This window comes from Methanobrevibacter boviskoreani JH1 (assembly GCF_000320505.1).
In the GTDB taxonomy this organism is placed as follows: Archaea; Methanobacteriota; Methanobacteria; order Methanobacteriales; family Methanobacteriaceae; genus Methanarmilla; species Methanarmilla boviskoreani.
This window is the reverse complement of sequence record NZ_BAGX02000022.1, coordinates 1-18,841: the sequence shown is the minus strand read 5'-3', so window position 1 is coordinate 18,841 and position 18,841 is coordinate 1. Positions and strand designations below refer to the sequence as shown.

Annotated in this window: 15 protein-coding genes and 1 tRNA gene; 2 read left to right on the top strand and 14 right to left on the bottom strand. The window is 32.1% G+C overall.

Annotated elements, in window-relative coordinates:
- Nucleotides 1–5 precede the first annotated feature (5 nt).
- Both fwdF and ON24_RS06135 read right to left on the bottom strand, forming a co-directional pair.
- Nucleotides 6–1,109, bottom strand: coding sequence for a tungsten-dependent formylmethanofuran dehydrogenase subunit FwdF (fwdF, locus tag ON24_RS06140; protein ID WP_016357761.1), 1,104 nt, complete (start codon nucleotides 1,107–1,109; stop codon nucleotides 6–8).
- A complete protein-coding gene (locus tag ON24_RS06135; protein WP_016357760.1) occupies nucleotides 1,106–1,573 on the bottom strand; it encodes a DUF362 domain-containing protein in 468 nt (155 codons plus the stop codon). Before ON24_RS06135 ends, fwdF begins: the two co-directional genes overlap by 4 nt.
- Before the next feature lie 760 nt (nucleotides 1,574–2,333).
- On the opposite strand from ON24_RS06135, the gene mobB reads away from it, so the two are divergent.
- Nucleotides 2,334–3,038, top strand: coding sequence for a molybdopterin-guanine dinucleotide biosynthesis protein B (gene mobB, locus ON24_RS06130; RefSeq protein WP_040682320.1), 705 nt, complete (start codon nucleotides 2,334–2,336; stop codon nucleotides 3,036–3,038).
- Between the two features lie 9 nt (nucleotides 3,039–3,047).
- Entirely contained in the window at nucleotides 3,048–3,983 is a 936-nt protein-coding gene (gene moaA, locus ON24_RS06125; protein ID WP_040682319.1) for a GTP 3',8-cyclase MoaA, read from the top strand.
- Nucleotides 3,984–4,407: 424 nt separating this feature from the next.
- Here the strand turns inward: moaA and ON24_RS06120 are convergent, their stop codons facing one another.
- The 12 genes from ON24_RS06120 to ON24_RS06065 all read right to left on the bottom strand — a co-directional run bounded on the left by ON24_RS06120 (nucleotide 4,408) and on the right by ON24_RS06065 (nucleotide 18,503).
- Nucleotides 4,408–4,893, bottom strand: coding sequence for a hypothetical protein (locus ON24_RS06120; RefSeq protein ID WP_016357757.1), 486 nt, complete (start codon nucleotides 4,891–4,893; stop codon nucleotides 4,408–4,410).
- Between the two features lie 264 nt (nucleotides 4,894–5,157).
- The gene (locus tag ON24_RS06115) at nucleotides 5,158–5,769 is read right to left on the bottom strand and encodes a class I SAM-dependent methyltransferase (protein ID WP_040682318.1); all 612 of its coding nucleotides are present in this window, start codon (nucleotides 5,767–5,769) and stop codon (nucleotides 5,158–5,160) included.
- Between the two features lie 266 nt (nucleotides 5,770–6,035).
- Nucleotides 6,036–7,271: a Coenzyme F420 hydrogenase/dehydrogenase, beta subunit C-terminal domain gene (locus ON24_RS06110; RefSeq protein WP_040682317.1), complete on the bottom strand. Its 1,236-nt coding sequence runs from the start codon at nucleotides 7,269–7,271 to the stop codon at nucleotides 6,036–6,038.
- 6 nt (nucleotides 7,272–7,277) lie between these two features.
- Nucleotides 7,278–9,344, bottom strand: coding sequence for a formate dehydrogenase subunit alpha (gene fdhF / locus ON24_RS06105; RefSeq protein WP_040682316.1), 2,067 nt, complete (start codon nucleotides 9,342–9,344; stop codon nucleotides 7,278–7,280).
- Nucleotides 9,345–9,471: 127 nt separating this feature from the next.
- The gene (locus ON24_RS06100) at nucleotides 9,472–10,296 is read right to left on the bottom strand and encodes a formate/nitrite transporter family protein (protein WP_016357753.1); all 825 of its coding nucleotides are present in this window, start codon (nucleotides 10,294–10,296) and stop codon (nucleotides 9,472–9,474) included.
- Between the two features lie 877 nt (nucleotides 10,297–11,173).
- Nucleotides 11,174–13,630 (bottom strand): heavy metal translocating P-type ATPase, encoded by a 2,457-nt coding sequence (locus ON24_RS06095; RefSeq protein WP_040682315.1) that lies wholly within the window; start codon nucleotides 13,628–13,630, stop codon nucleotides 11,174–11,176.
- 237 nt (nucleotides 13,631–13,867) lie between these two features.
- The gene (locus ON24_RS06090; RefSeq protein ID WP_016357751.1) at nucleotides 13,868–14,080 is read right to left on the bottom strand and encodes a heavy-metal-associated domain-containing protein; all 213 of its coding nucleotides are present in this window, start codon (nucleotides 14,078–14,080) and stop codon (nucleotides 13,868–13,870) included.
- Nucleotides 14,081–14,446: 366 nt separating this feature from the next.
- Entirely contained in the window at nucleotides 14,447–14,836 is a 390-nt protein-coding gene (locus ON24_RS06085; protein WP_016357750.1) for a DUF126 domain-containing protein, read from the bottom strand.
- A gap of 113 nt (nucleotides 14,837–14,949) precedes the next feature.
- A complete protein-coding gene (gene truD, locus ON24_RS06080) occupies nucleotides 14,950–16,233 on the bottom strand; it encodes a tRNA pseudouridine(13) synthase TruD (protein ID WP_040682314.1) in 1,284 nt (427 codons plus the stop codon).
- Between the two features lie 53 nt (nucleotides 16,234–16,286).
- A tRNA-Arg gene (locus tag ON24_RS06075) sits at nucleotides 16,287–16,360 on the bottom strand.
- Nucleotides 16,361–16,522: 162 nt separating this feature from the next.
- Nucleotides 16,523–17,008, bottom strand: a complete 486-nt coding sequence (locus ON24_RS06070) for a hypothetical protein (protein WP_040682313.1) — start codon at nucleotides 17,006–17,008, stop codon at nucleotides 16,523–16,525.
- A 121-nt stretch (nucleotides 17,009–17,129) separates the two neighbouring features.
- On the bottom strand, nucleotides 17,130–18,503 hold the full coding sequence (locus ON24_RS06065) for an AIR synthase-related protein (protein ID WP_016357747.1): 1,374 nt from the start codon (nucleotides 18,501–18,503) through the stop codon (nucleotides 17,130–17,132).
- Nucleotides 18,504–18,841: the final 338 nt, after the last annotated feature.

Here is an 18,841-nt window from a genome sequence, read left to right as displayed (position 1 = left end):
ATCACCTAATCTTTTAAAGCTTCTAAAGCATCTGTCCAAGATTCAGAACTGGTAGGAGTGTATTTGATACTAGTTCTAGTTACTTCTATTGCGTCATTAGGACAGATTCTTGCACATGCTCCACATTTAATACAATAATCATCATTTGAAACGATTTGAATAGATCTTACACCTGGTGCATCTACTTTAGGGAAGGATAATGCATTACATGGACATACATCTATACATGCTCCACAAGTACCACATTTATCTGGGTAAGTTACTAATTTACCAACAAATGCTTTTTCAACTTTTGCAGCATCAGTAGGACATACACCAGCACACCATCCACATTTAATACAAATAGATTGATCAATAATAGTAGAACCAGTTACTTTTGCATCGTTTTCATCTAAATCATATTCTCCATAGGAACATAATCTACATAAAGCTTTAATAGCGTCTACAGGACAGGATCTTTTACATACTAAACAGTATACACATTTATCAGTATCAATTTCAATTGATTCTTTACCAATTGTTTTAGTTACATCAATTGCATCTGCAGGACACATTTCCTCACAGATTCCACAGTGAATACATTCTTCCTCAATTACTTCAATTTCACCAGTGACCAATTTAGATCTGTCAGGTAATTTTCTTTGTACAGTAATTGCATCTCTAGGACATGCAATTTCACAATTACCACAATAAATACATTCTTCATCATCAATTTCTGCACTAGAAATATATGATGGGTATCCTTCGATGTTTTCAATTGGTTCATCATCAATTGTTAAATTTAATGCATCTGCAGGGCATAATCCACTACACATTCCACAAAGAACACATTTTTCTTCATCGATACTAAGTTTGGTAAGGTTTCCTGCTTTATTAGTTTCTAAAACATTATTTTGAGCGATTTTTTCATGTCCACTGAAATAAGTTCCAGTATAATTACGTTGAATACTTGCTATGTTCTCTAAAGTTATAGCTTCAACAGGACATGTGGATTCACAAATTCCACAACCAATACAAACATGATCGTTGAAAGAAAGAGTACGTAATTCTTCTGCTGATCTTATAATTTTAAAGTCATTACCATTAATTTCTTTCTCATTTTTGATCATTTATTAACCTCCAAAATTCTGATTGAATGTGTAGGACATTCTTCTTCACAAGTAAGACATCCACAGCATAAATCAGATTCTATTTTGGCTTTTAATGAATCTAGTTTAATAGCCTTCATTACACATAAATCTACACATAATCCGCAGCCAATACATGAATTCGTAATAATGGTTTTATATTCCTTATCCTTAAGAATAGAAACCATAGTACGGATATTATCCAAATCTTTAAACAAGACCTGCACCATTGATAAAAAATCTTTAGGACACATATTTATAATTGTATCTGCAACTTCAATAGAGCCCCAAGATAAGTTACTACCATTAAGATAATGTGAAACAGTAGAACGATCAATATCTAGCTTTTCAGCAATCTCTTTATGAGTAAAACCCCTACTTTTTAACTCAACTGCAGCCTTGTATTTAAGACCAGATGCTATATGTTTCGGCATATTATCTACCATGTGTATTAATTACACATATGTTTTATGCATATATAAACATTGTCCCAAGATACAAGCCAAAAATTTTATAAATAAGTGTGTACTAAATACACTTTTTTATTTTTATTTTTTAAATATAAAGATGTTATTTTATAAAAAAATAAATATTAATTAGTATCTTAATATATAAGCTACTTAAAAATATTTAATAATTAAAAAAATAATTATTTATTTATAAATTAAAATTTTAACAAATTTTTAATTTTAAGATCTAGGAAAAAATTTCTTAAAAAAAGGTGAAAAATGGTGATTTTTCCATGAATTTTTAGTTAAAATTAATAATAATTCTTATAGATGTGTTAATACTACACTTTTTTTAATACTTATTAATAAATTAGTATTAATTAAGGGATTACACTTGAAATCCTACTAAAAAATTTTAAAAAATTAACATTAAAAAAAGTACATCCGAAATATTACTAAAACCTACCATGAAATTAATATTAAAAAAATTCATAAAATCCTAGTCTTGATTAAAAATAAATTAATGACAGGAATGACTACACATGAAATTCTATAATATTTGTTAAAAAAAATAAACCAAATACGGAATAGCTTTTCCACGAGAAAATCAATTGAAAAATATTATATTTATAAAAGTAAATATATTAATAATAATATTATTTAAGGAATAATTTAATTAAGTAATATTTTTTTAAAAGAAGGAATATTATTTTTTTTAAGGAAAATTTAATTTATCCTATTATTTAGAGGGATAATAATGAGAATAATATCAGTGGTAGGTAAAAAAGATACGGGAAAAACCTCATTAACTGTCCGTATCATTAAGGAGTTAACAGACAGAGGATATAAAGTTGCTAGTATTAAACATTCCCATCATCAAATGGAAATGGATCATGAAGGAACAGATACATATAAGCACACAGAAGCGGGATCCCAATTTACAGTAGGTGTTGGTGCTAGAACATACTTTAATATTGACGAGGTATTTTCATTGGAAAGACTATTGTTTTTAATAAAAATGATAGAAGAACCTGATTTTGTAGTAATTGAAGGATTTAAGAACTATAATTATCCAAAAATCTCAACATCACCAGAACTTGAAGATGACTATACAATGGCACTTGTAGACGCCAAAAACATTAGCGATGATGAGGTAAAGGAACTGGTTGATAAGGCTGAGCTTATTGGATACGACATTGTACCAACCTTATTTACTAAAGACTGCGGATACCATGATGGAGAATCCATAGGTAAAGCAATCATTAATGGAGATTTGGACTACGAATATGATAAACAAGCGGATGTCAGTTTATCTATAGACGGAACTGTAATCGGATTAAATGAATTTGTAAATGATTTTCTAAAAGATACAATTCTAGGAATGTTAAAATCTTTAAAAATTGAAGAATATGGCGTTAAGGATATCAAAGACATTCAGATTAACATTAAAAACAAGAAATAGGTGTTTATCATGACTGTTAAAGATAACTATGATAGACCTATAATCTCTTTTAGAATGTCTATTACAAATAGATGCAATGTTAATTGCTTATATTGCCATCATGACGGTATGCTTCCATCAAGTGAAGAGATGACACCAGATGAGATTGCTAAGATATCCGAAGTTGCAAAAACATTAGGAGTTAAAAAAATAAGGATTTCAGGTGGAGAGCCGTTAATTAGAAAAGACATTGTTGAAATTATTGATAAAATCAATAAAATTGGATTTAAAGACATTTCAATCACAACAAACGGTACTTATCTTGCCAAATATGCGGAAGATTTAAAAGATGCAGGATTAAACCGTGTGAATGTTAGTCTTGACACATTAAACAGAGACACCTATAAGTTCATAACCCACAAGGATTATCTTCAAAGTGTAAAAGAGGGTATTCTTAAAGCCGTTGATGTAGGTCTTTACCCTGTTAAAATCAATATGGTCTTAATGAAGGACATTAATCAGGATGAAGTATGGGAAATGTTTGATTTCTGTCGTGAACATGGCCTTATTCTACAGATTATAGAACTTATGGAAAGCGAAAGCTGTGAGGACAACAATGTTTTCAGCAAGAAATACCATTATAATATAAACCCAATTGAGGAAAAGCTTGCTAAGATTGCAGATGGTGTTAAAGTCCGTGAATTTATGCAGGATCGCCGTAAATATTATATCGGCAATGGCGAGATTGAGATTGTAAAACCAATGGACAATACAAGATTCTGTAAGAACTGTTCAAGACTTAGACTTACACCATCTGGCAAAATTAAACCATGTTTACTTAGAAACGATAACCTAACTGATATAATTGGACCTTTGAGAAATGGTGCATCTGATGATGAGTTAAGAGAAATATTTCTAACAGGTATTAATAAAAGAGAACCTTATTACAATGATAATAGACAATAAGGTTTTCAACAATACCTTAAACTACTTTTTTTTAAAATAAGATGTATTTAAATAAATCATATAAAAACTGCTATTTCTAAAAACTAAAAAAGATTTAAAGATTTATCCAGATATTAGATAGAATATATGGAAAAATTACAATATATCTAGAATTAAAAATATCTTAAAGATTTACAAAAGTATAGATAAATCATGAAAAAATCAGTACTTCTAAAAACTAAAAGATCCTAAAAAGGAAGATTAAAGAATCACTATTTCTAAAAAATAAAAATCTTAATATTTAAAAATTATTATAAACACCTTAAAAAGTATCATCGATATAGATGAAATATATAAAAAAACTAGTTTTTTAAAATTAAAAATTTTAATTTAATTTGAAAATATTAATAAAAACAATAAAAAGGATTATTGTTTAGATTAATAGTTAAATAGGGAATATTCGTATATCACCAGTGATTAAACTTTCAATAACACCAAGAATGTTAGGAGGATGCTCAGCTAATGAAGCGTCAACTGCGTCTCCCCTGTCATTACCTTCTCCCCAATTCTTTTGACGAATATCATCAATCATGTCATTTCCAAATATTCTATTTGATGCATTATTGTTAACTGTAACACATATATTTGGAGTAACATTATATGAATATTGCATAATCTCCTTTGCATCTTCATATGGTTTTCCATTACTAAATAAGAATATATTATGTAAAGTACTACCTTCAGCATTAGTTGAACTACCAGGATATATCCAGGTAAATCCAGTTGATAAAGACCATAATGCGGCCATATCCACACCTGGCTCCTGTACACTTTCACTAGTATCCTCTGCTAAAAATAATACATTAGAACTTAATAGAAATATAAGTAATATAGCAATTATTAAAACCACTATTTTTCCTAATGCCTTCATATCTATCACATGCTTTTATTTTTAACCATATTAATAATATCTTTTAAATTATATAAATTATATGTTTTTTCTACTAATTTTACTTTATCATTATTGATTTACTTAAAATGAAATTTAACTAATTAAATTAAAAACAAATAGAAAAACATGTGAAAATAGATTTTAACCAAACCAGATAAAAAAAAGCATATTTTAAAAAATTAGAAGATGAAATCCAATTAGAATTTTAAAAAAAATAGAAAGTATAAAACTATCCAAATAATCCTACTTTGTAAAGACAATTAAATAGTGGGATTTACCTTGTTCGATATCCTCACCTGTATCATCATTTAATGATACTAATTTAAGTCCATGTTTGTTGAATAATTCTTCCAATTCCTCAGGACTACTTCTAACTGGATATGGAGGACCATGTCTTGTTTCTTGTTTTTTATAGTCCATAATTGCTATTTTTCCACCAGGTTTTATAATTCTCTTTAGTTCCTCAACAGTTTCATCTAATTTTCTAACTGCTTTAAAACCATGGAAAACATTGATCATCAAAATAACATCCATTGAGTCATCATCAACATCCACATGATCTGTTAAATCTCCGACAAGTGGAATTAAATTTGAAATATCATGTTCATCCTTATATTTACTTAAATCTTCTATAGATGGCCCATATATATCTACTGCATATACTGTTCCATTATCATTCAATATTTTTAAAGCCTCAATTGATGCATGTCCGTCCCCACAACCTGCATCCATAAAATTCTCATCACCTTTAAGATTTAAACTATTGATAATCTCATTTGCATCTAAAAATGACTCACTTGAAAAACCTTGAACCCTATGTCCATTTGCTGGAGTCATGTTAGCTTTTCCTGCCATAATTTCACCATAATATTTTTTAATAATTGTAAATTTTTATTTAATAATAGTCTGTTTAATACATTATATAACTATTTACATATCGACAATGGAAATATAAATGTAAAAAAATAATATTAAATTCATAAGAGGTCTTCTAATTAGTCTTCTAATTAAATTCAGAAATATTAAAATTTATAAAAAAAGTGTTTAAAAAAGAGTAAATATTTTTTAAGAGTAAGAATCGTTTTTTTTAAATTGAGTGAAAAAAATAAATAGAGGAAAAATTAGTATTTTAATCCTCTTTTTAAGTAATCCCTAGTACCGGTATCTTCGAACTCGGTAAATGGTAATGGTGTATCGGTGTTATCAATACCACTGTAGTAATCAAATTCATCTCTGATTTTTTGGTTAACAGTAGCCCAGATTTTAGATACTGGAATTTCACATGGACATACTTCACTACATTGGCCACAGTTAGTACAAGCATCTGCCATATGTACCATACGAGTTAAATGGAAGAATGGTGCTGCAGGGGTGTATCCACCAGGTACCCATTCAGGACCGTCTGCTTCAAGACAGCAGTCTTCACAATAACAAAGTGGACATGCTTCACGACATCCGTAACATTTCATACATTTGGATAATTGGCCTTTATACATCTTTAAAACATCAAGAATATCACCAGTGGTACCAGCGAAGTCTTTTTCTCTTTGTTTTGAAGCATTTTTAACCATTACATTATCGATTTTCTCACGGATTTCAACACCTTTTGGAATAGGTTCAGCAACTTCAATAAGTCCTGCATCGGTTACCTTAGTTAAAATATCTGCACCCTTTTCAGAACAAACCTCTACAAAGGTAGCTTTACCAGATAATTCTCCAATAACCCCCCAGTTACCTAATGCTAAATCTGCATTGGTTGGGATGTTCATGGTACATCTTTGACAGTTTTCACGTCTACCTTTACCTTCTTTTTCAAGGTCATCTATTTTAAATGCCTTTTCAGTTCCGTCGGCATAACCCATTACAAGTTTACCTTTTTCAATTTCCTCTTTTACAATCTTGGTAGGATCCATTTCATAGACTTCTTTAATCATTTTAATGGTATCTACAGGAGGCATAGTTCCTCCACAGTTTACACCAATCATGATTACGTTGTCTTCAATAATCTTACCTTTTCTCATTAATTCCCTAATGGTCATAGCATCACAAGGTTTACAGGTGATTGCTACTTTCATGTCTCTTGCACCATCTAAGTATTTACTTAAGAATTTAGCTAAGTTTAATGTACCGCAGTGAAGGGAACCTGCAGATTTGATTACATCTTCAGGGTCAGTAATAAGAATTGGTTGTGCATCATATAAATCCCATCCTTCTTCTACAGCAACAACAGCATCAACGATACCCTCTTCAAGTAAGTATTTCATGATTGTTGTAACTGCTCCACCATATTCTCCTTTTTCTTTAATTGCATCATTAGCAGAGTATGCATATGCCATATCATTTACTTTGAATGTCATCTAAATCTACTCCTCGATTTTTTCAACTTTAATAGCACAAGCTTTAAGTTCTACCATTTTAGATTTAGGATCAAATGAATCAGAGTTAGTTAACATATTTGCAGCACATTCTGAAAAGTGCATAGGGATATTAACAATACCAGGTTTAATATCATCAGTAACTCTAGCAGGGATATCAATAGTTCCTCTTCTTGAACTTGCTCTTACTATTTCTTTATCAAGAATACCTAATTTATTAGCATCTTCAGTACTTATTTCAATATATCCTGTTTTTACCTCATTATCTAAAGTTTCACATCTTCTAGTCATTGCTGCATGGTAATGGAATAAAAGACGTGTAGTAGTTAAGAGTAAAGGATATTCTTCATCAGTTTTTTCAACAGGTCCTAAGTGTTCTAGAGGTTGGAATATAGCTAATCCATCAGGATGTGAGAATTTTTCTTCATACATTAATGGACCACATGGATCATCTTCACTTAAACAAGGCCAGTGACATGCTTCAGGAGTATCTAATCTATCAGAGGTAATACCATGCATAACTGGTGCAACTTCTCTGATTTCTTCCCAAATATCTTGAGCAGTTTCATAATGGAATTGTTCAGGATGTGCGTCTGGTCCCATTTTTTGAGCTAAAGCTTCCATAATCTTCCAATCTAACATAGCTTCACCAGGTGGGTCTTGAGCCTTACGGACTCTTTGAACACGTCTTTCACCATTAGTGAAAGTACCGTCTTGTTCACCCCATCCTGCTGCAGGGAATACAACATCTGCTACTTGTGCAGTATCAGTCAAGAATAAATCTTGTACAATCAACATGTCCAAGTTAGCTAATGCCTTTCTAGTATGGTTAATATCAGCATCAGATAACATAGGGTCTTCACCAGGTATGTATAAGACTTTTAAATCACCGTCGTATGCAGCATTCATCATTTCAACTAAAGTTAATCCTGGAGTTGTACTCATATTTACTCCCCAGTAATCATTCATCCAGGCAGTAGTTTCAGGATCTTTTACTTTACGATAACCTGCATAATCAGTAGGTAATGCACCCATATCACAAGCACCTTGTACGTTGTTTTGTCCTCTTAATGGGTTTACACCAGTACCTTCTCTACCGAGGTTACCGGTTAACATTGCCATGTTAGCAGTGGACATTACGTTATCTACACCGTGTGAGTGTTCGGTAATACCTAATGAGTATACGATAGCTGCTTTATCAGCTTTAGCATAGTCAATTGCAATTTGTTTAATTAAGTCTTTATCAGCTTCAGTGATTTCAGCAACAGTGTCTAAGTCGTATTTTTCAACAACTTCCTTAAATGCCTCATAGTTTTTGGTTCTGTTCTTGATGAACTCTTTATCTTCAAGACCTTCATCTATGATGATTTTCATCATACCATTTAATAAAGCCACATCAGTACCTGTTTTAAATTCAAGGTATACATCAGCAATTCTTGCAGTAGGGGTATAACGAGGATCGATTACTACAATTTTTGCACCGTTATTTTCTTTTGCCCTAATTAATTTACGTCCAAACAATGGGTGAGCTTCCATACTGTTTGCACCGATAACAATAATGTAATCTGATTGTTCAATGGAATCAAATCCATTAGTCATAGCACCTGAACCAAAGGTGTTAGCAAGTCCTGCTACTGTAGGACCGTGACAAATACGTGCACAGTGATCTACATTATGAGTACCAACTGCTACCCTTGCAAATTTCTGTGTCACATAGATGTTTTCGTTAGGTGAACGTGCACATGCATAGAAACCAATTTTATTAGGATCTTCAGCTTTTACTTCGTTTAATTTATTTGCAACTTTAGTTAAAGCTTCATCCCAAGTAGCTTCTCTTAATTCTCCGTTTTCCCTAATTAAAGGAGTAGTTAATCTATCTTCTCTATTAATAAATTGATATGAAAAGTTTCCTTTTGGACATAATTTTCCTGAGTTAACAGGGTTTCTTTTCCATGGTTCAACACCACAGACTTTACCGTCCTTAACGACGAGGTTTAGTCCACAACCAGTTCCACAAAATGGACATATAGTTGGAACATATTTAATCTCAACCATTTTATAATCTCCATATTAAATTATAATTCTAATCCAAATAATTTAAAAATAAAAGCTGTAGAAAAAAATGTTAGCACTCTATAACATTTTAGTGTTTAGTTAAATACAGCTTTTTTATTGTTTTCAGTTATTCTCTAATATAAACAAGGTAGTATATACAAGCTACAAATAGTGCCCCTCCAACTATGTTACCAATAGTTACAGGAATTAAGTTGTTTACAAACATATCAGCCCAGGTAATTTTAGCACCACAGAAAATACCTAAAGGAATGAAGAACATATTTGCTACACTGTGCTCAAATCCGATAGTAACGAAAGCCATAATTGGGAACCAGATACCGAAGATTTTACCTATTACATCATCAGATGCAACAGCTAACCAACAAGCTAGACATACAAGCCAGTTACAACCGATTCCTCTAAGGAAAGCTTGTGTCCATGTGAGTGATGCAGTTGCTTTTCCAGCAGCCATGAATTTTGCACCACCTAATGCTTTAGTAGTAGCTACAGTTACTGCTCCAGCTTTAAATGGGTCAGCAGACATAATTCCAGTACAATATGCTAATACATATGCTACAAATAATCCACCAACTAAGTTGAAAATCCAACTAATAACCCAGTTTTTACCTAATCCTCCCCATGAGTTTTTACCACTTAATGCACCCATGGTCATGTATAGACAGTTTCCAGTGAATAAGTCAGATCCACAAATAATAACCATTATTAAACCTACAGGGAACACTGCCCCGAATACAAATTTGCTTAAACCAATTGGATATCCTGCAGCTGTCATTCCTGCATTTGCAATCTCAGCTAATAATCCACCGAATGCAATGTATGCACCTGCAAGAAAACTTAATAATATTGCGTCACCTACAGAAGTATTAGCTTTTGCTCCACCAGTATTTGCTACTGCTACAGCTACTTCTTTAGGAGATTTTAATGAACTCATTCTCTCAACCTCTTTTTTTTATCTTATATTTCTTTTCATAATACAGGGGTATCATATTTCTCCCACAAAATATGAAACAGTTACAAGTATTATACTACTATCTTTCAACATGTATTAATAAAGACTTTTTTATTTGATTCAAATAAAAAATTTTATATATGGTGAATTGATAATATTAATTATTATAATTAAAAATCATTATAATTTCTATTTTTTTCAAATAATATTTTCAAAATAACTTATAAACTGATTTTATTTTTCAATTCTAAAGGTTAAAAATTCTTTAAACTAATATTTTACATTGAATTTAACTTCTTTTTTCAATATAAATCAATTTTATTTAATTTTTAATATTATTTTAATAATTTCCGTAAATCGTGATAAACCATGATAGATTTTTTTAAAATAGATTTTTTAGGAATTTTAAAAAAACTTGTTAATGAAGGTTTTTCAATAAATTAATCGTTATGAAACTATTTTTATATCGATATTTTAGGAAGTTCAAAAAATCATTTACACATTAATATTATCATGATAAATCATTATAAATCATGGACTTTCTTAAGATCTAAAGGGAAAATTTATTTAATTTAATGTATTTATTTGATAAAAAAAGAACATTATCAAGTTATTTTTATATAAAAATTTTTAATTTCATCTAATATACTATTTAAATCAATAATAAATCTTATAAATTATATCAATATTCATAAATTAAACTTAATTAAATTAAAATTTATAAAAAATAGAAAATGTTAAAAAAATTCCATATAAGATAGCTAGAAAATAAGAAAAATGATCTTTAAATAAAAGATTGAAAAATAGAAAATAAAATTGTAGCATTAAAATTAAAAATAGCTACAATTAACTTGATAATTTAATTTTGACTTGCTTTTTTAACAGGTGGAACATATGATTTAAGTAGTAATGATAAACTAATTACTGTAACAGAACTTAATGCCATTGCTAATGCGGAAAACTCTGGTCTGAAAAGTATACCATAAGCAGGATATAATACTCCAGCCGCAAGTGGGATTAAGATTGCGTTATATGCAAATGCCCAGAAAATGTTTTCCTTAATTCTAGTCATTACCTTCTTAGATATTTGGACAGAAGCAACAACATTTTCAAGATCACCTTCCATAAGTACTATATCACCACTTTCCATAGCAACATCGGTACCTTCACCTAATGCAATACCAATGTCTGCACCTGTAATAGCCGGTGCGTCATTTATTCCATCACCAACAAACAGGACCCTACCTTTCTCATTGTCCTTTTGAAGCTCTTCAACCTTGTCTAATTTTTCATTAGGAAGAACGTCACTTACAACATGATCTATTCCAACCTTATCTGCCACAACATGTGCGGTTTTACCATTGTCACCTGTTACCATATAGGTGTCGATATCCATATCATGAAGTTGGCTAATTGCATTTGCAGAGTTATCTTTAATCTTATCCATTAAGGTTAAGATTCCGGAAACCTTCTTATTAACAGCTAGGAAAACAGCTGTTTTTGCTTCAGATACAAACTTATCAAATTCTTCAAGATTGTCAGATGATATTTCCACACCATTTGCTTCAAGTAAAGCCTTGTTTCCAACCAAAACCTCTTCGTCATTAATGAATCCCTTAAGTCCCTTACCTGTCACATTCTCAAAGTCCTCAACATCCAATACATTGGTATTTTTTTCAGTACCATAGTCTACAATTGCATTTGCAATTGGGTGGTTGGAGTTTTTCTCAATACTTGTAACATAGGATAAGACATCAACATCTGAGTCATTTAATGTTACCACATCAACAACCTCAGGTTTTCCCTGGGTGATAGTTCCGGTTTTATCAAATACTGCAACGTTTACCTTCTCAGATGTTTCCAAGGTTTCACCATTTTTAATAAGGATTCCGTATTCTGCTGCCCTTCCAACACCTACAGTCACAGCAGTAGGAGTTGCAAGTCCTAACGCACATGGACATGCCACAACCAATATTGAAATCATTGTAGTAAGTGCAAACAATAAGGTTGAGCCTAATACAAAGTACCATAAAGCGAATACCACAAGTGCGATTGTGATGATCACAGGTATAAATACACTAACTACCCTATCTGCAAATCCTTGAACAGGTGGTTTTGAGGATTGTGCTCTTTCTACAAGTTCAATGATTTGTGATAGGAGAGTGTCCTTACCTATCTTCTTAGCCTGTATCTTTATGATACCGTCCTGATTTATAGTACCTGCAAATACATCCTCACCCTTTTCCTTAAGTTTTGGTACAGGTTCACCATTGATCATTGATTCGTCCACATAGGATTTACCTACCACTACTTCACTGTCTGCAGGAACCTTTTCACCAGGTTTGACAAGCAGGATATCATCTATTTGGATATTTTCAATAGGTATTTCCTCTTCACTTAATGTGTTTCCCCTCTCATCAATTGTAACCTTAATAGCTGTTTTAGGCTGAAGACCTATTAATGATTTAATTGATGAAGAGGTTCTTCTTTTAGCTTTAGCTTCTAGATACCTACCAATCATTAGAAATGCAGGAAGCATTAAAGCAGTATCATATAACATGAAACTTGAATCCAGTACGATTCCAAATGTTCCAAGAACACTGGATCCGTATGCTACCAGTATACCCATGGTATACATTACGTCCATATTAAGACTCTTATGGAATACACCGGTAAGACCTGCCTTAACAATCGGATATGCCACATAGATAAATGGAATAATTGATATGATCAATGATAATTCACCCATAGTTAGGTATGGAACCATCACATGTGCATACATGATGTACATCAAGAGTCCTGAAAAGACCAAACCTACAACGATCCTATTTCTTTTTTCTTTAAGGTCCTTCTCATAGATTTCCTCTTCATCATGCTCGTTAAGGTCTCCCTCAAGTCCAAGATATTCGAAACCGAAATCCTCTATGGCCTTTCCCATCTCATCTACAGAGATTTGATTATGGTCATATTCAACAGTCACAATACCAGTAGTCAAATCGGCATGAACCTTGAATACACCATCCTTTCTCATTAAACCCTTTTCAATAGTTAGAACACATGACGCACAATGCATACCATGAGTTCTAAGTTTAACTTCATCGGTCCTAACCTTATAACCAAGACCACTTACAGTTTTATCAATATCATCAATGGACACTTTCTTAGAATCCATTACAACATGTGCCTTCTCAGAGTTTAAATCGACACTAGCCTCATTAATACCTTCCACATTATTAAGTGATTTTTCAATTGAAACAGCACATGATGCGCAATGCATTCCCTCAATTGGAAGATCCATTGTTTTTGTCTTAGCCATTTCCTCCTCCTATTTTTATATAATCAGATAAATCCATTAACCATATTTGATTATTAAAATTTATAGATAATAATTAATTATAAGTAATGGAAGTACTTTAGTTCCCTCTGATTATATAAAAATCCATATTATATATTCACACTTACCTCACAATACCAATAATATAATAATTGTTATATTGAAAAATCTGGATTTTTAAATTTTAACTAGAAATAATTAAAAAATAAAAAAAGGGATTTAATCTACTTTAAATCCTGCATCCTCTACAGCTTCTTCAATATCAGCATCAGTTACTTTATCAGTATCATAGTCAATGATTACATTATTATCTTCTAAACTTGCTTTAGCATTATCTACACCGTCTAAATCGGTTAAAGATAATTCAACAGCTTTTACACAGTTAGGACAATGCATTCCTACAACACTTACTTCTTTAGTTTCTTTTGCCATAATTTTGCCTCCAATAATATTAATTATTAATTAAAAATTAATAACAAATAATACTTCCAAATATAGTATAATTTTCATACACCATAAATATATAGTATACATTCATAGATTTAGATATATCATATGAATACCAATTCAAATAAGAATTGTTTATTCTAGTATATAAACCTATTTTTTAGTCATGCCTAAAAAACTTTTTGGTATTTATAACATTAAGGTTTGAAAACAATCATTTAATTATATCCTCAATTAAAACTAGAAGATCTAAAAAAAGCTTAAAAATAGCTAAAACATTTATAAAATGTTTGATTATTAAAAATATCTAAAAAATAGTAAAAATATGGTTGTTGATTAAAGGACAATCAATCATAATAATGTAATGGTTTCCTCATCACTGTTTACTTCCACTCTTCTACCATTAACTAACTGGTCAGTGTTATCCGGTGAATCCACCATTGGAATATCTGACATAATAGCTCCTGTGGCAATAATTGGTTCTGCTTTAAGACATATAATAGCCTTTGGTGCGGTGTTGTTTTTCATCATCTGAAAAATCACATAAGAGCCTACTGTGGAACCCTTACCACCTGGAATAAACAATATCTTATCTTTAATGGATTGGCCTTTCAATTCATGTTTGATATCTATAACTTTACCGGTTTCAGGATCTACCCCACCTAAAAAACTGATAGGCTCACTACTTACAAGCAATTCTCCTTCCGCTTTACCTTTTGCTATCTTTCTACAATGTATCATAATATCCCTAAGTACAAAAAAATATTGAATCTGAATATAACTATAATAAATTATCTAATTTAAATCATATAATTTTTTCTTAAAGTATGGGATTCCATAAAATACCCAACAATCTAGACAACGTCAACCTTCATAATCTCACGTAAAACTGCAGTTGCATATGAGCCTTTATTAATTGAAAACTCCACAATAATTCCATCATCACAGGCTTCCGCATGAGTGTCCCATACCCTAAACCTCATGGAACGTCTCAAACCATGACTTCCCAATTTAGGCATCTTCGGACATTCGAAGTCTTCCTTTTTAAGGCCATATTTATCTAAAACTTCCCTTTCCATTTCACCTACCTTAGCACCTGCAAAGGGAACCTTGGTACCATATAGTGGACATGTTGGATTTGCCTTGAACTCCTTAATTAACCTATCATATTCCTCAGGACTTTTATCCCTTATGATGGCCTCGTCATCATCTATTATGATGTCCCCTTCAACATATGAATTAATGCCCATCTCAACCCTTCTGGATACGACATCATTAAAGAGATATGATTGGTATGCATGTACAAACATTCTCTGAAGAGGCTTTGGAAGGGCAAGCAATGCGCTTTTATATGATTTATCATCAAGGTGGCCGAACTTATTATAGTCATGGATAAGCTGCCTTAGCATCATCTTCTCATAGCGCATTCCACCATGCATCAATTCCAGTGATTCCTCCATATTGCCATCGTCGTATGCCTGTCTTGCCTTAATGCTGTCCGGTGATTCCTCCATACATGGATGGCCTATATATAGATCCACAGCCTTTTTAAGATCATTCTGGATAAGTGCCTCACCTACAAGATGTGTTGATGTTCTAGGTTTTCCGAACCTCTGCCATCCGAAATAGTTTGGAACTCCTGTGATCTCCAATTGACCTAAAATTTCCTTGGCCCTGTTTGAGGCATCCTCGAAAGATGTGATGTCATCATTGAATGGAATATCCTTGATCTTGATTCTGAACTTATTGCCCTTCAACTGTCCCATTCTAAGCTTTTTACGTCCCCTTACAACCTTTAAAAATTTGGTGTTATGGATGGTATCCCTTAAAGCCAAGACCTCATTGAGTTTCTCATCGGATTCCATATTGGATATACATATCCACTGACGGGTTAAAGCCTTTTTATCCTTCATTCCTGCAAAACCCATACGTTTACGGCTTATATGTAAATCTCTTGCAATATCCAACAAAACATCCAATGTTGTTCTTCCGACCTTCTCAATCCATATCCAAATATTGGGTCCCTCACCAGTAGGCTCTATCTCAGGTATCTCCTCAACATAGAAGTCCTCATAGGAATTTCTAATAGTTCCGCCAATACCTGGATCATCTGTAACATATGTATTTGCATTAAGCATGATATCTAAACCTTAGATTAACTAATAATCTCTAAAAAACTAAAAAATAGTTATGCCCTGGCCGGGATTTGAACCCGGGGAATAGGATCCGCAATCCTACGTGTTATCCAAACTACACCACCAGGGCATATAACATAAATAAAATTAGTAGAATAATTCTCTTAATAAAAATAAAATTTCAACATAAAACTATTTGTAAATTATAATATTTAAAAGTATATTATGGAATCATTGTTTTTTCATACCATAAACATGGAAACAGTATTGAAGAGGAATATTTCAAGTGTAACTAATCACTTACAATTAGACCAAATCTGTAGTCTCCAACAAAACGACTGGCGGAATTATAGTTGTCCTGATTTATCTCACCTTTTGAGGACAATATCCTGTTATTGACCATAAACCTATAGTTTTTATCCATTCCAATCTGGTTGAAGAAATTATCGGCAATGGACTGTGATGCTTGAAACGATTCTCTAGAGTTGTTAGATTCCTTAAGATTTAGATAAATCTGATTTAGTATGGAATCATCCACACCGTCAGATGTGGACATTAACTCCAGGATACCCTCTGCATCATAATAATCGGATATGGCATCATCATAGTTATCCAGAGTGTCCAGATTAGTTAAAGATGAAAAGGACATGAAGAGAATGATTATTAAACAGATAGCCAATACACCATCAACAATTGAATAAAATCCCCTGTTATCTTCCTTAAAGTCTTTAAATTTCCTATCAAAGTTAAATCTTACATTTCCATATTTATGATTCATGAGAATGATTTGAAAAAAATATTGGAGCTTAAGAATTTATCATCCTTAAATCCATCAATTTTCATAATTTTTAAAAGCAATCTAATTAGAATTAACAATCATCAATAATTGCTTTACCTGATTAGGACCTTGCATTATTTCTGATATAATCTATTACCCTTTCCTTTTTACGTATTGATTCATCAGCCGCTTTTTGAACCTTATCCTTCATCTTCTCAAAGTCCTCAGGAGTTGTATCCCCCACCAGTTTTTTAATCTTTGTATAAGCGGCTTCCCTGAATAACGGTGTTAGGGTTGTCTCGGAACCGTCCTCCTCAACAAGTCTTGGACTGCCTTCACTATCGACTATACCTATTTGATCTATCCTTACACCAACATCTGATACGGCCTTTACAACATCATCGGATATTTCGGGAGGTACAATCAACATCAATGAATCGGTGGAAACACCTAGCGGATCTATGTTTAATGTATCCAACATGTTTAGAACATTAGGAGCCACCAATGATTTGATCTTCTCATGGTCAAACTTTAAACCTACACCTGTGGTTGATGAGATTTCATGTGCATCTCCACGTAATCCCCCATTGGTTACATCTGTCATTGCATGGATATCCTTTACAAGATCATTGTTAAATATTGCATTTGAAGCCTTTACAAAGGACACGTTTAAGGTATCCCATACGACATCAAAGAAACCATTATACAATGCAGTAGTTGTAATGGTTCCTCCACCTGCTCCCTCTGTCATGAGAATGATATCACCATCGGTTGCGCCTTTCCTTGCAGTTGGTGGATAAGGTGACACACCCACACTTCCAACGGCACTTACAAGTCTGTCTCCAATAACCATGTCTCCACCTACACGTAGTGTACTACCTGCAACAAGTGGAACATCCAAAAGCTCTGATACTGCACATACACCTGCTGTAAAATCAAACAGTTTACCTACATCACCGTCATCTGCAAGGTGGAGATCGCTTAATATGGATACCGGATTAGCCCCCATTACACATACATCCCTTAAGGTTGCACGTGTTACATGGAAACCTCCTAGAAACGGATAGTCACTAAGTCTTGAATGTACCCCATCCACCGCAGTTGTAACATATACATCATCACCTTTTGCAGGTACCTTCACCACTCCACCATCATCTTGGGCTGACGGATTTACCTCGGAGGCAGTATTTGTACTAGATACGATTTGGGCTATTCTTCTGTGTACAAAGAAATCACCTGCTCCACGGGAACCTACCCCCATTTTACCCATGGTCACATCTGCCTTTGGGGGAGCCATAATGTCCTTTAAAAATTCGTCATCACTTTCATTAACTTTAAGTGTTGTTTTAACTTCATCAATAACACTCTGAGCCATTAAAAGAGAACGTTCCTCATCAATATCCTTATATTCTCTTATCCTTTCTGCTAAGACATTCTTTAATGTTTCTTCATTAGTATTATCTATTCTCGCTCTTACAAATCCTTCAATATCCATATTCACACCAAGCTTGAATAAGCTTTTTAATCGATTGAAAAAATAAAAATAATGAATTATTAAATTGTATTTATTGAGTTTTTTAAGTATTTTTAATTTATTTATACCAAATAAACCGATTTAACTCTAAATTAGAAAATAATTGAATTATTTACTGCCATATTTAGAAAAATTCCTAAATAAAAATACAATTTAATAGTTTATCAAATAATTTTAAGTTTAATTTTAGATTTAATAAATTTTATGATTAGAGTTTTTAAAAATATCTTAAATTTATAAAAAAGATTCCTGATTTAAAAATTTAATAAATTTTAGAAATAGAGTTTTTAGAAATATCA